13 protein-coding genes are annotated in these 15,580 nt (G+C 55.5%); 7 read left to right on the top strand and 6 right to left on the bottom strand.

Annotation, left to right across the window (positions count from 1 at the left end):
• Nucleotides 1–10: 10 nt before the first annotated feature.
• Both KJB30_RS13205 and KJB30_RS13210 read right to left on the bottom strand, forming a co-directional pair.
• A complete protein-coding gene (locus KJB30_RS13205) occupies nt 11–3,496 on the bottom strand; it encodes an acyl-[ACP]--phospholipid O-acyltransferase (protein ID WP_246545677.1) in 3,486 nt (1,161 codons plus the stop codon).
• A gap of 69 nt (nt 3,497–3,565) precedes the next feature.
• On the bottom strand, nt 3,566–4,585 hold the full coding sequence (locus KJB30_RS13210; RefSeq protein ID WP_214300048.1) for an amidohydrolase family protein: 1,020 nt from the start codon (nt 4,583–4,585) through the stop codon (nt 3,566–3,568).
• Nucleotides 4,586–4,756: 171 nt separating this feature from the next.
• Between KJB30_RS13210 and KJB30_RS13215 the strand changes: the two genes are divergently transcribed.
• Nucleotides 4,757–6,259, top strand: coding sequence for a sigma 54-interacting transcriptional regulator (locus KJB30_RS13215; RefSeq protein ID WP_214300050.1), 1,503 nt, complete (start codon nt 4,757–4,759; stop codon nt 6,257–6,259).
• A 286-nt stretch (nt 6,260–6,545) separates the two neighbouring features.
• Here KJB30_RS13215 and KJB30_RS13220 read toward each other — a convergent pair whose 3' ends face one another.
• Nucleotides 6,546–6,983: a single-stranded DNA-binding protein gene (locus tag KJB30_RS13220; RefSeq protein WP_214300051.1), complete on the bottom strand. Its 438-nt coding sequence runs from the start codon at nt 6,981–6,983 to the stop codon at nt 6,546–6,548.
• A gap of 321 nt (nt 6,984–7,304) precedes the next feature.
• Between KJB30_RS13220 and KJB30_RS13225 the strand changes: the two genes are divergently transcribed.
• The 6 genes from KJB30_RS13225 (at nt 7,305) to KJB30_RS13250 (ending at nt 12,696) form a co-directional block, all read left to right on the top strand.
• On the top strand, nt 7,305–8,657 hold the full coding sequence (locus tag KJB30_RS13225) for a serine hydrolase domain-containing protein (protein WP_214300052.1): 1,353 nt from the start codon (nt 7,305–7,307) through the stop codon (nt 8,655–8,657).
• 116 nt (nt 8,658–8,773) lie between these two features.
• A complete protein-coding gene (locus KJB30_RS13230; RefSeq protein WP_214300053.1) occupies nt 8,774–9,322 on the top strand; it encodes an acyloxyacyl hydrolase in 549 nt (182 codons plus the stop codon).
• 400 nt (nt 9,323–9,722) lie between these two features.
• Nucleotides 9,723–10,427 (top strand): lysophospholipid acyltransferase family protein, encoded by a 705-nt coding sequence (locus KJB30_RS13235; protein ID WP_214300054.1) that lies wholly within the window; start codon nt 9,723–9,725, stop codon nt 10,425–10,427.
• Entirely contained in the window at nt 10,427–10,612 is a 186-nt protein-coding gene (locus KJB30_RS13240; RefSeq protein ID WP_214300055.1) for a hypothetical protein, read from the top strand. Before KJB30_RS13235 ends, KJB30_RS13240 begins: the two co-directional genes overlap by 1 nt.
• Nucleotides 10,613–10,616: 4 nt before the next feature.
• Nucleotides 10,617–11,018, top strand: a complete 402-nt coding sequence (locus KJB30_RS13245; protein WP_214300056.1) for a tetratricopeptide repeat protein — start codon at nt 10,617–10,619, stop codon at nt 11,016–11,018.
• A gap of 4 nt (nt 11,019–11,022) precedes the next feature.
• On the top strand, nt 11,023–12,696 hold the full coding sequence (locus KJB30_RS13250) for a ribonuclease J (RefSeq protein ID WP_214300058.1): 1,674 nt from the start codon (nt 11,023–11,025) through the stop codon (nt 12,694–12,696).
• Nucleotides 12,697–13,002: 306 nt separating this feature from the next.
• Here the strand turns inward: KJB30_RS13250 and KJB30_RS13255 are convergent, their stop codons facing one another.
• From KJB30_RS13255 to KJB30_RS13265, 3 genes are read right to left on the bottom strand one after another with little or no spacing between them, the layout of a single operon-like run.
• Nucleotides 13,003–14,073, bottom strand: coding sequence for a protein-glutamate methylesterase/protein-glutamine glutaminase (locus KJB30_RS13255; RefSeq protein WP_214300060.1), 1,071 nt, complete (start codon nt 14,071–14,073; stop codon nt 13,003–13,005).
• Nucleotides 14,070–14,582 (bottom strand): chemotaxis protein CheD, encoded by a 513-nt coding sequence (locus tag KJB30_RS13260; protein WP_214300062.1) that lies wholly within the window; start codon nt 14,580–14,582, stop codon nt 14,070–14,072. The genes KJB30_RS13255 and KJB30_RS13260 overlap by 4 nt, the downstream gene beginning before the upstream one ends.
• A 10-nt stretch (nt 14,583–14,592) precedes the next feature.
• Nucleotides 14,593–15,462 (bottom strand): CheR family methyltransferase, encoded by an 870-nt coding sequence (locus tag KJB30_RS13265; RefSeq protein WP_367618983.1) that lies wholly within the window; start codon nt 15,460–15,462, stop codon nt 14,593–14,595.
• Nucleotides 15,463–15,580: the final 118 nt, after the last annotated feature.

Genomic DNA, 15,580 nt, shown 5'->3' on the forward strand with positions numbered 1-15,580 from the left:
TGCCAATAGTTCACCCCCCCACGGCCGCCAAAGCAAGCTCCTTGATCCCTTTCAAATCCAACTTGCCGGTGCCCAGAATCGGCAGATTTTCCACTTCCAGATAACAGTCCCGCCCCGGCTTCCACAGATTCGGTAAAGAACTTTCGGCCATGTGGCGTTGCAGGGTTGCGGCATCGGCCGCTTCACGGGTAAACAGCACCACCAGACGCTCCCCCTTTTTCTCGTCCGGCACGGAAGTCACCGCCACTACTCCGGTCTGCCCCAGTCGGTTGTGCAGTTCGTCCTCCACCACGCCGTGCGGCACCATTTCTCCACCAATCTTGCTGAAGCGGGACAGACGGTCGGTAATGCGGATAAAGCCGTCATCGTCCATAACGCCGATGTCGCCGGTGACATACCAGCCGTCACGGATCACCTCGGCGGTCTTATCCGACCTGCCGAGATAGCCAAGCATCACGTTGGGGCCTTTTACCAGCATAAGTCCCGCCTCGCCCGCTTTCAATTCATGGCCGCTTTCCGGATCAACCACCTTGATCACCACACCCGGAATCGGATGCCCCACGCTACCCTCTTTGGAACCATGCTGGCGCACGCCCCCCACCTCGACATCGGGCAGCGAAAGCGTGATGACCGGCGCCAGTTCGGTGGCGCCGTAGCCTTCCATCGGCCTGACACCAAAACGCTCCTCAAAGGAATCGGCCACCTTGGCCTTAAGCTTTTCGGCGCCGGTGATCACCAGTCGCAGAGAGGCGAAATCCTCTCGCTTGGCGCGACGCAAGTATGCCAGCAGGAAAGTCGGCGTGGCCAGCAGCAAGGTTGACCTGTGCTCCCTCACCACCTGTGCGATCTTTTCGCCATCAATGGGATTGGAATGATAGGCGGCCGAGAAACCGGAGGCGAGCGGAAACCAGAGGGTGGCGGTGAAGCCCAGCGAATGAAAGAAGGGAAGAGCCGAGCAGACGTTGTCGGCGGTGCTGACCCGGAACACCATGCGCAACGCCTCGATATTGGACATGATGTTGTGATGGGTCAGCATGACCCCTTTGGGCTCGCCGGTGCTGCCGGAGGAGAAGATCACTGTGGCCACGCTGTCGGGGGTAAATCCGACCCGCGTGCAGAGCAGGCGTGTCGGCAACAGACGAGCCTTCATCAGGGCCACGAACTTGTCCAGGGAAGTGATGGTCGGCAGCAGATCCTCCAGCAGAATCATTCCCTCCAGCCGCGGCATTGATGGCATTTTCTCCAGGAATGCCTTTGACGTGATGATGGATGTGATTGCGCATTGTTCAACAGCCGAACGCAGGGAACCTTCGGCAGCCGTGTAGTTCAGGCTGACCGGAACCTTGCCCATCAGCATCAGGGCCAGGTTTGCCAGTACGCCCCCCACGGAAGGGGGGAGCAGAAGACCGACATGTTCGCCAATCGCTCCCCCCTTTGCGAAAGGGGGGCTGGGGGGGATTTGGCCGTCAGCTGCAGAAATCCCCCTCGATCCCCCTTTCGTAAAGGGGGGGGAAGCCAGCAGCGCCTCCAGTTTACCTGCCAAAGCCACAGCCCCGGCCAGCGTTCTTCCATAGGTCAGGCATTTGCCCGATGTGTCGGCAATAGCCTTGCGAGTCCAGTTCTGCCGGGCTGATTGGATAAAATACTGCTCCAGTGGCTTGCGGTTCGCCTTGCGGGAATCAAAATAATCGCAGGAGAGCTCAGCCACCTTTTGGCGCACCTCCATGGCCGTGCAGGTGGAAGACATCGGCTTACCGAACAGAATGCTCACCGGATAGGGGGAGAATGCCGGCAGACGTGACAGCAACCGGCCATGGGCATAGGAAAGGATGCTGCCCCAGGCGCCGCCGATGTAGACCGGGACGATCGGATAGTCGGTCCCTTTGACGATGCGCTCGAATCCTCCGCGGAACTCGCGCAGCATGCCGTTGCGGGTCAATTGTCCCTCGGCAAAAATACAGACCAGATAGCCTTCATCCAAGGCAGTCCTGGCCTGCCGCATGAACTCCAGCAGCCCTTTCTTGCTATCTTGGGAAGAGACCGGTATGACCCCCATCAGCCGGAACAGGCCGCTCAAGAGCGGCGTATTGTAGATGCGCCGCTCCATCACGAAACGGATGCGACGCTGGTTGGTGGCGGTCAGCAGCAAGGCATCCAACCAGGTGACATGGTTGGGAATCAGCAGTGCCGGTCCCCCTACCGGCAGGTTTTCAGCTCCGATGATGCGAAAACGATAAAAGATGCGCATGGCAGCCAGTGCGATAAAGCGCAGCAGAAAATCAGGCAGCACCCAGAATGATATCAGCGTGAACACCAGGGTTATGATACCGACGACGCTGAATCCCTGGGCCGCCGAAAAGCCAAACGGCCCGCTGAACAGCCAGGTTAGTCCCGACGCGATCAGGATCGCCACCCAGTTGACAAAGCTGGAAGCGGCCAATACCTCGCCCCTTTTGGCAGGCTCGGCCCGGAACTGAATAAAGGTTTGCAGCGGCAAGCTGAACAGGCCCGCCGACACGCCAAACAGCGCCAGGATTGCCAGACAGGACAGCAGCGTCGAGGGCACCACATGCAGCAAAACAGGGGCGATAGTCAGGCCGGCAGCACCGATGGGAACAATGCCGAATTCCACATCGCGACCGGATAGTTTGGCGGCCAGGAGCGATCCGCCGCCGATGCCGAGGGCAGCAGCCAGAAAAAGGTAGCCGCTATGGGCCTCGGACAGCCCCAGTCCCTGCATGCCATAGGCAATCAGGTTGAGCTGGGCATAGCCCCCTATAAACATGAAATACGCCTGACCAATGACCGCCAGCATCAGATGCCGGTCATGGCGGATAGCCAGCAGGGTGCGCAGGATCTCTGTCGGGAAGTAAGCTATTTTTCGGTTAGTATCGGCGCGCGGGGTGACCTCCATGCCCGATGCCGCCCACAGGCCAACCAAAGCGATCATCAGGCAGGAGAGTGCCCCTATCCAGTAGCGTCCAGCCACGGCCTGGGTCAGTGCCGAGGCCGACACTGTCCCACAGATGATAGCCAGATAAGTGAAGGACTCGATCAGGCCGTTGGCGCGGGAGAGCTGTTCACGACCGGCCAGTTCCGGGATTACGCCATATTTGGCCGGTGCAAAAAAAGCGCTGTGAGTCGCCATCATGAATATCACGACATACAAACCGTCATGCCACCCTGCGGCAAAGGCAGCAACCGCCAAAGCGGTCACCACTACCTCAATTACCTTTATGGCGACAATAATGCGCGACTTGGCCAACCGATCAGCCAGGCAGCCGGCAGGAGCCGAGAAGAGCAGAAACGGCAGCACAAATACCGCCCCGACGGTGGCGGTGATCACTCCGGCTTTGTCGGCCCCCTTGACACCAATCAGGCAGAAGATAATCAGGAGCTTCAGTACATTGTCGTTCATCGCCCCCAGGAATTGGGTAACGTTCAGTCGACCGAAGGAGTGGGGAAGCTTGTTGGTTGATATTTCGCCCATTTTCATAATTGTGCCTTTAGATTGTTTTGTAGGGGCGCGGTTTCCGCGCCCTGCCTTGTTTCTGTGCCTTTTATCTTAAACGGGCGGGGGCAAGATCGGGCGGGGGGACCCCGCCCCTACAATCCGGCCACTGTTGCCCATAATTTCCTCCGTCACCCCCAGCGCCATCTTCAGCTCCACATCCCGATCCCAAGGGTTTCGAATGCTGGCAATGCGCCGTACTTCCAACAAGGGAATGTGGCGAGCGTGCCACCATGGGGAAGTGATAAAGCTGTTGATGATCGGCATGTCGCTGCCATACAGCAAGCGATCGTGAATACGAGTGTGCCGCAGCACCTTGCCCAGGTGTCCCAACCGGTTGACCTGGGTCAGGCTGGAAAAGTCGGCGAAAAGGTTTGGGTACTTTGCGAAAAGTGACAGCAGGCGTTCCATGTTTGGCTGCCCTTCGTTCTTTCCATTACTGGCACAATGGGCAGCGATGACCGTGACTCCTTCGTCCAAAGCACTACGCAACCGCAGCGAATCAGCCAGGCTGTTGTCGGCGCGGGTGAAGGATTCCTCGTTACCGGTGTGGGTCAACAACGGCAGCTTCAGCTCATACAGGCGGCGGTAGAATGACTTGAGCCGTGGATCGGCAGGGTCGATGCCCTGAATGGATGGCAGCCACTTCATCAGTACGGCTCCATCCGCTGCAGCCTGCTCAAGCCGCTCCAGTGCATCCCGTCGATAGGGATTGATGCTGGCCCCGAATAACAGATTCGAGTAGTTGTGGCAGGCCTGCCCCAGGAAGGAATTAGGGATATAAATCTCCGTCGCGGCTTCATCCAATTCGCCACGTGCGTTGACCACACCATCCATGGCCAGCACCACTGCGGCAGTTACGTGCCGCGATTCGGCCAGGCCCTGTGACAGCCGTTCCAATACAAGTTCATCACCGCGGTCAATAAGTTCCGCTTCGGTCACGCCGAATGTTTTGAGAAAAAATCGAAAGCGCTTATTGCGGCGCATGGCACTGGAGACAAAACAGCCACTGGAGCCGGCGCCAATGCCGGCGGTATGGCAGTGGATGTCAATGAGGGGGGCAGATGATCGCATAGGATGCTCCTGGTGGATTGTAAATTGTTCTATGCCTGCATCTGTTTCAGGGAACATGCCAGAAGGCCAACATTTATGCAATACCCGCATTTTTAACAGGTTAAGTGAAATTGCAACGGGTGCCGATGAGCTTGATTGACACTGAATGTCTGGATGATGTACATAATATGCATGACAAAGACCTTGCTGACATCTGTTGAACGTGACTTTTTCAAAATGGTCGGCCAGGCGGCTTTTACCAATCCTTTCAGCCAGGCCAGGGTGGAATTGGACAGGAAGATTGCCGGAACTGACGCTGCCATGCCGTGGAATGATCTGCTCGAGCAGGTCACCGCCCGAATCTCCGAACGGCTTGCACTGTTGAAAAAGTCGGGACGCGACGACCTGAAGCTTCATGCCAAGGATGACCAGGAGTTGCTCAGAACAGTTTTCCTGTTCGACATCTACCACCGTTATGGTCGGACCTTCGACGATTTCATTCTAAAGCAGATGGCAGCTGGTGACGCACCAATTCCCATCCCCTTTGCCACAGAGCTGCTGGGCGCCATAGCTGCCCTGGGGCTCAGCGAAAGTGGCTGCCACCGCTACCTGGGAATCTTCTACCAGATCCGACGCGCTTTTTATTTCATCGAGACAGCACTGACCGGCCTCTCCGAATCCATGCACGGCCTGCGGCTGCAGCTCTGGAACAACATTTTCACCTGCGACATCAACTGGTATGAGCAGCACCTTTGGAACCGCATGGAGGATTTTTCCACGCTGCTGCTCGGTGAAACCGGTACCGGCAAAGGAGCGGCTGCCGCTGCCATCGGGCGCTCCGGCTTTATCCCCTTCGACGGTCGCAGCGGTCGTTTCTGCGAGAGCTTCACCCGCAATTTCATTCCGATCAACCTGTCCCAATACCCGGAATCCCTGCTGGAATCGGAACTTTTCGGGCACAAAAAAGGCGCCTTTACCGGCGCCATCGAAAACCATGAGGGTATCTTCAGCCGCTGCACACCCCACGGCTCCATTTTTCTGGATGAGATTGGCGACGTCTCCATACCGGTGCAGATCAAGCTTTTGCAAGTTATTCAGGAACGAACCTTCACCCCGGTGGGAAGCCATGAGCGTCAACGTTTCCAGGGCCGCGTTATTGCCGCCACCAATCGGCCACTGGACAACCTTCGCCGCTCCGGCCAGTTTCGCGACGATTTTTATTACCGGCTCTGCTCCGACATCATCGTGGTCCCGCCGCTCAGGCAGCGTATTCAAGAAGAACCGGCCGAACTGGAGGCGCTGATCGGCAGCATATTGAAACGAATGATCGGCGAGGCTGCCGCTTCTCATGTACGCCTGGTACGGGAGACGCTCAACCGTGATCTGAAGCAGCACTACACCTGGCCAGGCAATGTACGTGAATTGGAACAGGCCATACGACGCATCATCATCACCCGTCATTATCGCGGAGATATGGCAACATCAGCCACCAGCGACCCAGCCGACCGGTTGATGGCACGCATCGAGACCGGCAGCATGGATGCGCAACAACTGATGGCAGAATATTGCGGGCTACTCTACCGACGCGTCGGCACCTACGAAGAAGTTGCCCGGAAAACCGGGCTCGATCGGCGCACGGTCAAGAAGTATGTTTTGTTGACCAGCGCAGAGGGTGCTGCAAATAAAAAGAAATAGGACATAAAAAAGCCGTAAACCCGAAGGTCTACGGCTGAAAACTCCAAAAATGTGTTTTCATATTTTATTTGGATTTTGTTGAAAACTCAGGTTGTTCAAAAATAGTCAGATCGTCGCAACCGGAGAACGCCCCGCGGAGGCCATCCCTCTCTCTATCTCTCCCCCAGAGGGGGAGAGGAAGCTTTGCCCTCTCCCGCTGGGAGAGGGATTGGGTGAGGGCCGCAGCGCTACGTCGCACAAGGTGGCTTTCGAGGATGGCGGCGAGATGGCTGTTTTTCAACAACCATTAAAACGGGATGTCATCATCCTGGAACGGCGGCTCTTCATAACTACTTCCACCGCCACTCCCTCCGGCCGCAGGAGCCGAACCTGGCTCGCGCCGTTCACCGCCCCCCTTGCCGGACAACATCTGCATTTTGTCACCGACGATATCGGTGGTGTAACGGTCGTTACCACTCTTGTCCTGCCACTTCCTTGTCTGCAGACGTCCCTCGATATAGACCGTCTTACCCTTGGAAAGATATTCCCCGGCGATCTCGGCCAGCTTTCCCCACAGGGTGATATTGTGCCATTCAGTGCGCTCTTCCCACTCGCCTGTCTTGCTCTTGAACTTCTCACTTGTGGCGAGGGAAAAACTGGCTACAGCCTGTCCCGAGGGGGTGTAGCGGACTTCAGGGTCTTTGCCCAGGTTGCCGATCAGCATGACTTTGTTGAGGCTTGCCATAATTAAACTCCTTTTTTTTGTCCATCTATACTGAGATCCATTATGAAAAGAGACATTTCAGCAAATAAGGGCGGCTATAGTACCTTTATTTCCGGCAGAATGAAATATTAATTCTCTGAGTTCCAAAGTTGATGTCTTTCTTGTATTTCGCCAGGCTAAATGAGACAAAATGTCTTAATCTTTTGCATTTCCATCCGATGAGAACTAGAATCCGGCTTGCCCAAAAGCCTGCTCCAGTGACACACATCACATAATTGGCTTCATAAATCCCTTATGGTGCCGGTACTCATCATCAATCCCGTTAACTGCAACAGGAGCTTCATGCACCTCATCTACCTTGCTCTGCTTGCATGCCTGTTCTGTGTCCCATCCCTGCTTCATGCTAGCGATGAACCAGTCCAGGCGGTCACCATCGATACACTTCTGCAGAGAGCAATCAATCGCAACCTGATTGCCGGCGGAGTCGTGGTTGTCGGCAACAAAAACGGTATCCTGCATGCCTCTGCCCGAGGTGCGCTTAACTCGAATGCTGCGGCACCACCTCTCAACGAGCATACCATTTTCGATATTGCTTCCCTGACCAAAGTAGTTGCCACAACTCCGGCAGTGATGACGCTGTTGGACAGCGGCAAAGTTGCTCTTTCCGATCCGATCTCACGCTGGTTTCCCGAATTCAAAGATGCCGGCAGGGACGATATCACCCTGCTCCACCTGCTGACCCATACCTCGGGGTTGAATGATTTCAACGTCAGCGGCGATGATCCCATGAAGACGACCATCCAGCGGGCCGCGGGAGAGAAGTTCCGCAATCGGCCGGGGGAGCGCTTCAATTACGCCGACATCAATTTCATTCTTCTAGGGGAGATGGTTCGACGGGTTTCCGGTCTGCCCCTCAATGAATACTGCCGCAGCAATATCTACGAACCGCTCAACGCTCGGGAAACCATGTTTCTGCCACCGGCCCACCTTGCCAGCACCATTGCACCAACCACAGACCCGACTTCCGGCATAGTCCAGGACCACAATTCCCGACGATTGGGCGGCGTTGCAGGACATGCCGGACTGTTCAGCTCTGCCTATGACCTGGCCAATTATGCCCGCATGATCCTGGGAGGAGGCGTACTGGACGGAAAACGCATTCTTTCCGAACAGGTAGTCACCAGGATGTGTTCGCCCTATAAGTCCGGCAACGGTGTTGTACGTGGCCTGGGCTGGGATATCAACTCTCCCTATTCGGCGCCGCGGGGAATGCTGTTTTCAGATAAATCATTCGGCCATACCGGCTACAGCGGTTCCTCGATCTGGATCGATCCCGCGCAGGATCTGTTCGTGATACTGCTGACAAACCGCCTCAACTACCGTGAAACTTCCGTCTTCAATCAGCTGCGCCGCAATGTCTCAACCCTTGCGTCAGCCAGTTTCAGCCTTGGGAATTATCCCGCCCTGCCCCCTGTCCTGGAAACGGAAAGGATGCTTGAGGAACTGATTCAGGAATTCAAACCTGCTGCAATTCAGCTGTTGCCCCAAAAAGTCGTCAAACAAAAGGTCGCGAAACAAAAACTCGTCCGTTCTTCTTCCTCCAAATCATTAAAACTCGCCTTTCATAAACGCAGCGGCAAAAAGACAATCAAAACTGCTTCAGCTCATCGCAACGGAAGCAGGCGCCGCGGCTAAACCGCCGCGCAACCTCTCCTGTAACGGTTCCCGGCTCCTCACCTCCTTGACAAATTTCGATAGCGGCGTTAGAAATTTATGTGCTGCGCCTAATTTTGATTATCAAGGAGTCACAGTTGAAGTCTATAGTACAGGCGATGGCAGCAGGAATGGTGCTGGTGCTGGTTGCTTTTGCCCCAGGTAATGTTTTGGCCAAAAAATGGAACGATTTGGGGCTGAGAACCGCCTTCTCGGCATCCGCCAGATCGGAATACTTTCAACAGTACGATCTCTTTTTCAATTACGGAATTCCTCTGGAGTGGCGGAGTCCTGAGGGGTGGGGAATCGGGACGCGCTTTGAATCTTCCGTGGGAGCCTTGCATGGCGGAAAGAAGACCGGTTTTATCGGTTCAGGCGGGCCTGGAGTATCTTTCAATAAATCCGATATGGGAGCCTCCTTTGATGTGGGGGTGAATGTAAACATAATGGACAGACGCAGCTTCGGAAAACACGATTTCGGAACTCCAGTGGTTTTCGGCGCCTATCTTGGCGCTTCCTACCGATTCGACAATGGCATTCGCGCAGAATATCGGCTGCATCACATCTCTAACGGTCATCTGCTTACTCCCCACGTATCAAACCCCGGCCTTGACCTGCATATGTTCGGCATCAGCTGGGGATTTTGAGGTTGCCCCGCGCATCCCCTTTCAGTCGTTTTCCAAGTGAAAAGAGTTTCCGATCCAGCTACTTCCGCCCTCTATAGCCAATGAAATTAAAGAGTTTTAGTTTGACTCAACTTCGGGAACAACGTAAGTTATGCAGCTAGTTTCCATCCGGAAACTCCGGGTGAGAAACTGCTGGTTTCCGATTCAGAAAGAAGGGATTTTTTGTCCTGGCAAGGAAATCGAGGGATTGCGCGGAGGTTCTCATGATCCGCCACACAATTTCACTTGTGAAATTGGACCGCGAAGGCGCCCGAAGGGTGAGACCCACGGTCGAAGTCACAAGTAAGCCCGAAGATTGACACCGCCAGGGCGAAAAAGAACCCTTTCCGGACGGAAACTGGCTAATAACTGGAGTTTCCCCATGGCACGCGCATACCTCTTTCTCACGGTATTCATCCCTCTGACATTTCTGTTTGCCTTAAGCGCAATAATCGGCACCCTGTTTGATGCCAGCGGCCGAATCTATGCTGCCCACGCCCGCCTCTGGGCTCGTCTTTCATTGGCACTGGTGGCTGTCAGAGTTACCGTGGTCGGCGCGGAGAACATACCTGCCGGCCCGGTGATCTTCATGAGCAATCACCAGAGCAATTTCGACATCCTGGCACTCCTGGCAGCCATGCCGCGGCAGCTGTACATGATCGCCAAAAAAGAGCTTTTCGATATTCCCGTATTCGGCGCCTCCATGCGCCGCGGCGGATATATTCCGCTGGATCGCAGCGACGGTCGCAGAGCCCTTAAAAGCATGGACAATGCCGCAGCTATCATCAGGTCGGGCAAAAGCGTGGTCATGTTTCCCGAAGGCACCCGCTCCACAAATTATCAGCTGCTTCCCTTCAAACGGGGCGGATTCATGCTCGCTCAGCGGGCAGGTGTTCCGGTGGTGCCGATGACCATCAACGGCAGCGGCAGAATCAATCCGGCCGGCCGCACCCGGATCTATCCGGGCAACATCACCATTACCCTGCATCCCCCGATACTACCGGCGTCAGCTGCATCCCGAAACGAAGCGGAAAGCCGGTTGATGACGCAGGTGCATTCCGCTATCTCTTCATCCCTGGAGCTGTGATGACCGGTCTTCTCTACACCCCGCTGATCATTGCAGGTTTGGCAGCCGTTGTCTGGGGGCTTCCGGCCAGCCACCGCCTGCCCCGGCCGATGGATACCGTTGCCGCGTTGGTGGTGCTGCTTGGTATCATCGCCACCGTCATAGGGATTCTGCTGACAGCCATTCCCGATTTCTTCAAACAGTGAGCATATGACCCATCACGTTAAAACAATCCTTGCCAACGGAATCGTCATTGGAATCCTCTGCAGCCTCATTTTTGCCGCCGGGACCTGGTGGCGCATGCAGAACCAACTGGCCTTGGGAGACGACGCATACCGGCGCGGGGATTTCCCGGGTGCGGTTGCCGGCTACGAATCCGCCCTGCACATGTACATTCCAATGCACCCGGCAATGGAACATGCCGCCCGGCAACTCTGGAACATTGCCGAATACAATGAGCGTATCGGGGATATCACCAGGGCCCTGATTGCCTATCGTTCCCTGCGCAGCTCATTTTACGCAGCTCATTGGCTGATCACCCCGGGTCAGGACTGGATCAGGCGCTGCGACATGAAAATCGCCGCACTCGCCCCGCTGCAACAAGAAAGGTAATAGCATGGAATCTTCAGCAGCAAATGCCCCCCTGCAGATCATCCCCCTGGGTGGATTAGGCGAAATCGGCATGAACATGATGGTCTACGAGTGCGGGGATGACATCATCGTTGTCGACTGCGGTCTGATGTTCCCCGAGCCCGACATGCTCGGCATAGATTATGTCATTCCCGATATCACCTGGCTGCGCGAACGCAGCTCCAAGGTACGGGCCATCTGCCTTACCCACGGTCATGAAGACCACATCGGCGCACTCCCTTTTGTGCTGCAGGAATTGAACGTGCCGGTCTACGGTTCTGCCCTGACCTTGGGATTCGTCAATGAAAAGCTGCGCGAATACAAGCTCGACGACCAGGTGGAGCTGATTGTCATGGCCCCGCGGGAAAGCGTGGAGCTGGGCTGCTTCAGTGTGGAATTCCTGCGTGTGGCGCACTCCATCGTTGATGGCTGCGCCTTGGCCATCACCACCCCCGAGGGAGTCGTCATTCACACAGGCGATTTCAAGATCGACCATACCCCGGTGGATGGTCAGCTGACCGATCTGGCCTCCCTTTCCCGCTATGGTGAAGCGGGTGTGCTGGCGCTGTTGTCCGATTCCACCAACGTGGAACGCGAAGGCTACACCCTCTCCGAAAAATATGTAGGCGAAGCATTTGCGGAGATCTTCCCCAACTGCAAGGGACGGGTGATCGTGGCCGCCTTTTCCAGCAGCATTCACCGCGTTCAGCAGGTCGTTGACGTGGCTGTTGCCAATGGCCGCAAGATCCTGCTGAACGGCCGCTCCATGATCGCCAACGTGCGCATCGCCCGCCAGCTCGGGTACCTGACCGTTGCCGACGACATGTTGATGGACCTGAGAGAGCTTCCCCACCTGCCGCCGGAACAGGTCTGCATCATCTCCACCGGCAGCCAGGGCGAACCGATGAGTGCCCTGGTGCGCATCGCCATGGATGACCACAAGCAGATCAAACTGGAACGGGGAGACACCGTTATTCTCTCATCCCGAGTCATTCCGGGTAATGAACGCACCATATCCGAACTGATCAACCACCTCTACCGCCGCGGAGCCGAAGTTTTCCACGAAAAAGTATCCGAAGTGCACGTTTCCGGCCACGCCAGCCAGGAAGAGCTGAAACTGATGCTCAATACTGTCCAGCCGCGCTTCTTCATTCCGATCCATGGCGAATACCGCCATCTGATCAAACACATCCAGTTGGCCCGCAATGTACGCATCCCTGAGGAACGCTGCCTGCTGGCGACCAACGGTGATGTCATCTCCTTTTATGCCGATACGGCAGCCATCGTCGAAAAGGTGGAATCGGGCAGAGTCTTTGTGGACGGCAAGGGAATCGGCGATGTCGGCAACATGGTGCTCAAGGATCGCAAACACCTCTCGGAAGACGGCATGGTCGTGGTGATTATCGGTATCAACCAGTCCAGCGGGGCCGTGATTTACGGACCTGATATAGTTTCGCGGGGATTCGTGTTCGAGGACGAGAGCCAGGACTACCTGGAGACGGCGCGCTTCATTGTGACCACCGCTCTGGAAGAGATCAACGACGAGATGCGCTGCGACTGCGAAGAGGTAAAGCAGGCCGTGCGCCAGGCATTGCGGCGCTTCTTCAAGAAGACCATCGAGCGCAGGCCGGTGATTTTACCGGTGATCATGGAGATGTAAAAGATATTCAAAGTTAAAATGAAGAAGGGGTCAGGCAATCAGCCTGGCCTTTTTTTGTACCAAAACAACGGCTGGAATAACACGGAGCAACGGAGCAACAGAGGGAGCTGTTGATAATCAGAGGTTGTTCAAAAATAGTTAGATCGTCGCAACCGGAGAATGCCCCGCGGAGGCATGAACTCAATCCGCCGCACACTTTCACGTGTGAAAGTGGACCGCGAAGGCGCCCGAAGGGTGAGGCCGCAGGCCGAAGTCACAAGGCGGCTTTCGAGGATGGCGGCGAGATGGCTGTTTTTCAACAACCTATTAGTAACAGAGATGAAGTACCTCAGCCGCAATATTCTGCAAGGGCATGATCTTGTGGACCCCCCCTTTTTTGACCGCTTCGTGCGGCATGCCATATACCACGCAGCTGGCCTCATCCTGGGCAATGGTTATGGCGCCGGCATCAAACATCTCCTTCATACCGCGGGCACCGTCATCACCCATGCCGGTCATGATCACACCAACCGCGTTCTTGCCGGCATAGCGGGCGCCCGATCGAAAGAGCACATCAACAGATGGACGATGACGGGAAACCAGGGGGCCATCCTTGATTTCAACATAATAGCGGGCTCCACTGCGCTTCAAGAGCGCATGGTGATTGCCCGGGGCGATCAGCGCCCTGCCCCGCACAACCGTATCATTATCCTGGGCCTCCTTGACAGTCACCCGGCAAATGGAATCAAGCCGTTTGGCAAAAGCGGCGGTAAAATGTTCCGGCATGTGCTGAACAATGACAATGCCGGGAGTATCTTCCGGGAGCATTTCCAGAAACACCTTGAGCGCTTCGGTACCACCGGTGGAGGCTCCCACCAGAACCACCTTCTCGGTGGTCTGGATCATGGCCCTGGCATTCGGCTTTTCCATGATCACATCGGCGGTGTACCTGGGTGCTACTTCCTTTGTGGTGCGCATGGCCTTCAAGGTTCCCAGGCGCGCAGCAGCAGCTCCCTTGACCGCTTCGCAGATGCGTACCCGCGACTCCTCGATGAACTGTTTGGTGCCCATTTTGGGTTTGGTGATGATGTCCACCGCGCCATACTCCAGTGCCTTCAGGGCGGTTTCATTGCCCCGTTCGGTCAGGGTCGAACACATCACCACCGGGATTGGATGCTGACTCATCAGCTTTTGCAGGAAGGTCAGACCGTCCATGCGCGGCATCTCCACATCCAGCGTAATTACATCCGGAATCACGGTCCTCATGCGCTCGGCGGCCAGGATCGGATCGGCAGCAGTACCTACAACCTCGATTTCAGGATCGGAACCAAGGATATCCGACATGGTCTGACGTACCAGCGCCGAATCATCCACCACCAGCACCTTGATCCTTTTCATATCGCCATCTCCTGGTCGGAAATATCCTTCCCCCGGCGCATCATCCGTATATACACACCACCATCCCTGGTACAGAAAAAAAGCTTCCTGCCGCGGAGGCCGCCGGTATCGCTGGCAGTGATTTTAAGCCCCAGCAGGCCAAGCACTTTTTGAGCATGGGCTATATTCTGTTCACCGACAGTAAGTTTTGTCGAGCTGTAGTCACCCACCGTGAGCACCCGGGCTCCGCCAAACAGTTTTACCTCCAGTTCGCTGCCTGCTCCATACTCCACTACCTTGCGATAAATGTGATGAATTGCAGTATCGACATACCGTAGATCTTCGTTCCCCACTCCGCCATCAGGCAACATGGCGTGACAGATGGCGCCGACCCTGTGCAAGCGGGAGTACATGGTCACCGCTATGCAGGAGCCGAGCACTGTTGACACCAGCAGCGGCTTGCGTGCCACAATCACTTCGCCCGGCTTGAGATAGGCCGTGCAGGTATGGGAGGCGATCAGCTCTTTCATGCATCCTCAGTCAGTTCTTCCGGTAGACAGTCGAAGCCACAGCCTTGAAATCAACATCAAGACCGCTCAAAGTTTCAGAATGCCCAATAAACAGGTAGCCCCCCGGTTTTAGCTGGCGATGGAATTTTCTCATCAGGGTCTGCTGGGTCGGCTTGTCGAAATAGATCACCACGTTTCTGCAGAAAATGATATCCATCTTTTCAGCCATGCCGAAATCGTCATCCATGAAGTTGATCCGGCGGAACGAAACCAGCGAACGCACATGGGGGGCAATGCGCACCAGGTCACTGCTTCTTTCCTTGCTCCTCATCAGATATTTCTTCTTCAGGTTGAGCGGGATCGGATCGGTTCTTTCTTCCGGATAAATCCCCCGACGGGCAGTCTCCAGGACCTGGGTACAGATATCGGAGGCGAATATGGCTGCACGGAAATCGGAGCACCCGTCGGCAAATTCAGACAGCACCATTGCCATGGTATAAGGCTCTTCTCCGGTAGAACAACCGGCGCTCCAGATCCGCACCGGATCACGCGACAGATCTCCCCGGTTCTCCAAAATAGTGGGGAGCGCCTTTTTTACCAGGAACTCAAAATGAGCAGGCTCGCGGAAAAAATCAGTCTTGTTGGTCGTCACGACATCGATCAGGTGAATCAACTCGCTGGCGTTCCCTTCCTGACTGAACACGTAATTGCCATATTCTTCAAACGTTTCCAATCCAAGAGCCTTGAGACGTTTCTGCAACCTTGCCTCAAGCATTATTTTTTTAGCCGGCGGCATCTTGATGCCGACATGTTCGAAGATGAAACTGCTGAAGCGATGGAACTCCCGATCGCTGAGAGTCGCTGGCAAACGTATGTTCCGGCTTTCGTGGCTCTGTGTCACTTCATGATCCTTCCGGTAAAAATAATTCAGGACAACATTAATCTCACACGAAGCCACGAAGGCACAAAGAGAGAGTTAAAGGTCCGGGCATGCTTTTCCTTCGTGTCTTTGCGCCTTT

This window comes from Pelotalea chapellei (assembly GCF_018531195.1).
Taxonomy (GTDB): Bacteria; Desulfobacterota; Desulfuromonadia; order Geobacterales; family Pseudopelobacteraceae; genus Pelotalea; species Pelotalea chapellei.

What these genes read in the sequence shown, in the direction of transcription:
- KJB30_RS13215 (WP_214300050.1), top strand. Translation starts at nt 4,757, where the DNA reads ATGACAAAGACCTTGCTGACATCTGTTGAACGTGACTTTTTCAAAATG.
- KJB30_RS13255 (WP_214300060.1), bottom strand. Translation starts at nt 14,073, where the DNA reads ATGAAAAGGATCAAGGTGCTGGTGGTGGATGATTCGGCGCTGGTACGT.
- KJB30_RS13235 (WP_214300054.1), top strand. Translation starts at nt 9,723, where the DNA reads ATGGCACGCGCATACCTCTTTCTCACGGTATTCATCCCTCTGACATTT.
- KJB30_RS13220 (WP_214300051.1), bottom strand. Translation starts at nt 6,983, where the DNA reads ATGGCAAGCCTCAACAAAGTCATGCTGATCGGCAACCTGGGCAAAGAC.
- KJB30_RS13225 (WP_214300052.1), top strand. Translation starts at nt 7,305, where the DNA reads ATGCACCTCATCTACCTTGCTCTGCTTGCATGCCTGTTCTGTGTCCCA.
- KJB30_RS13240 (WP_214300055.1), top strand. Translation starts at nt 10,427, where the DNA reads ATGACCGGTCTTCTCTACACCCCGCTGATCATTGCAGGTTTGGCAGCC.
- KJB30_RS13250 (WP_214300058.1), top strand. Translation starts at nt 11,023, where the DNA reads ATGGAATCTTCAGCAGCAAATGCCCCCCTGCAGATCATCCCCCTGGGT.
- KJB30_RS13260 (WP_214300062.1), bottom strand. Translation starts at nt 14,582, where the DNA reads ATGAAAGAGCTGATCGCCTCCCATACCTGCACGGCCTATCTCAAGCCG.
- KJB30_RS13205 (WP_246545677.1), bottom strand. Translation starts at nt 3,496, where the DNA reads ATGAAAATGGGCGAAATATCAACCAACAAGCTTCCCCACTCCTTCGGT.
- KJB30_RS13245 (WP_214300056.1), top strand. Translation starts at nt 10,617, where the DNA reads ATGACCCATCACGTTAAAACAATCCTTGCCAACGGAATCGTCATTGGA.
- KJB30_RS13210 (WP_214300048.1), bottom strand. Translation starts at nt 4,585, where the DNA reads ATGCGATCATCTGCCCCCCTCATTGACATCCACTGCCATACCGCCGGC.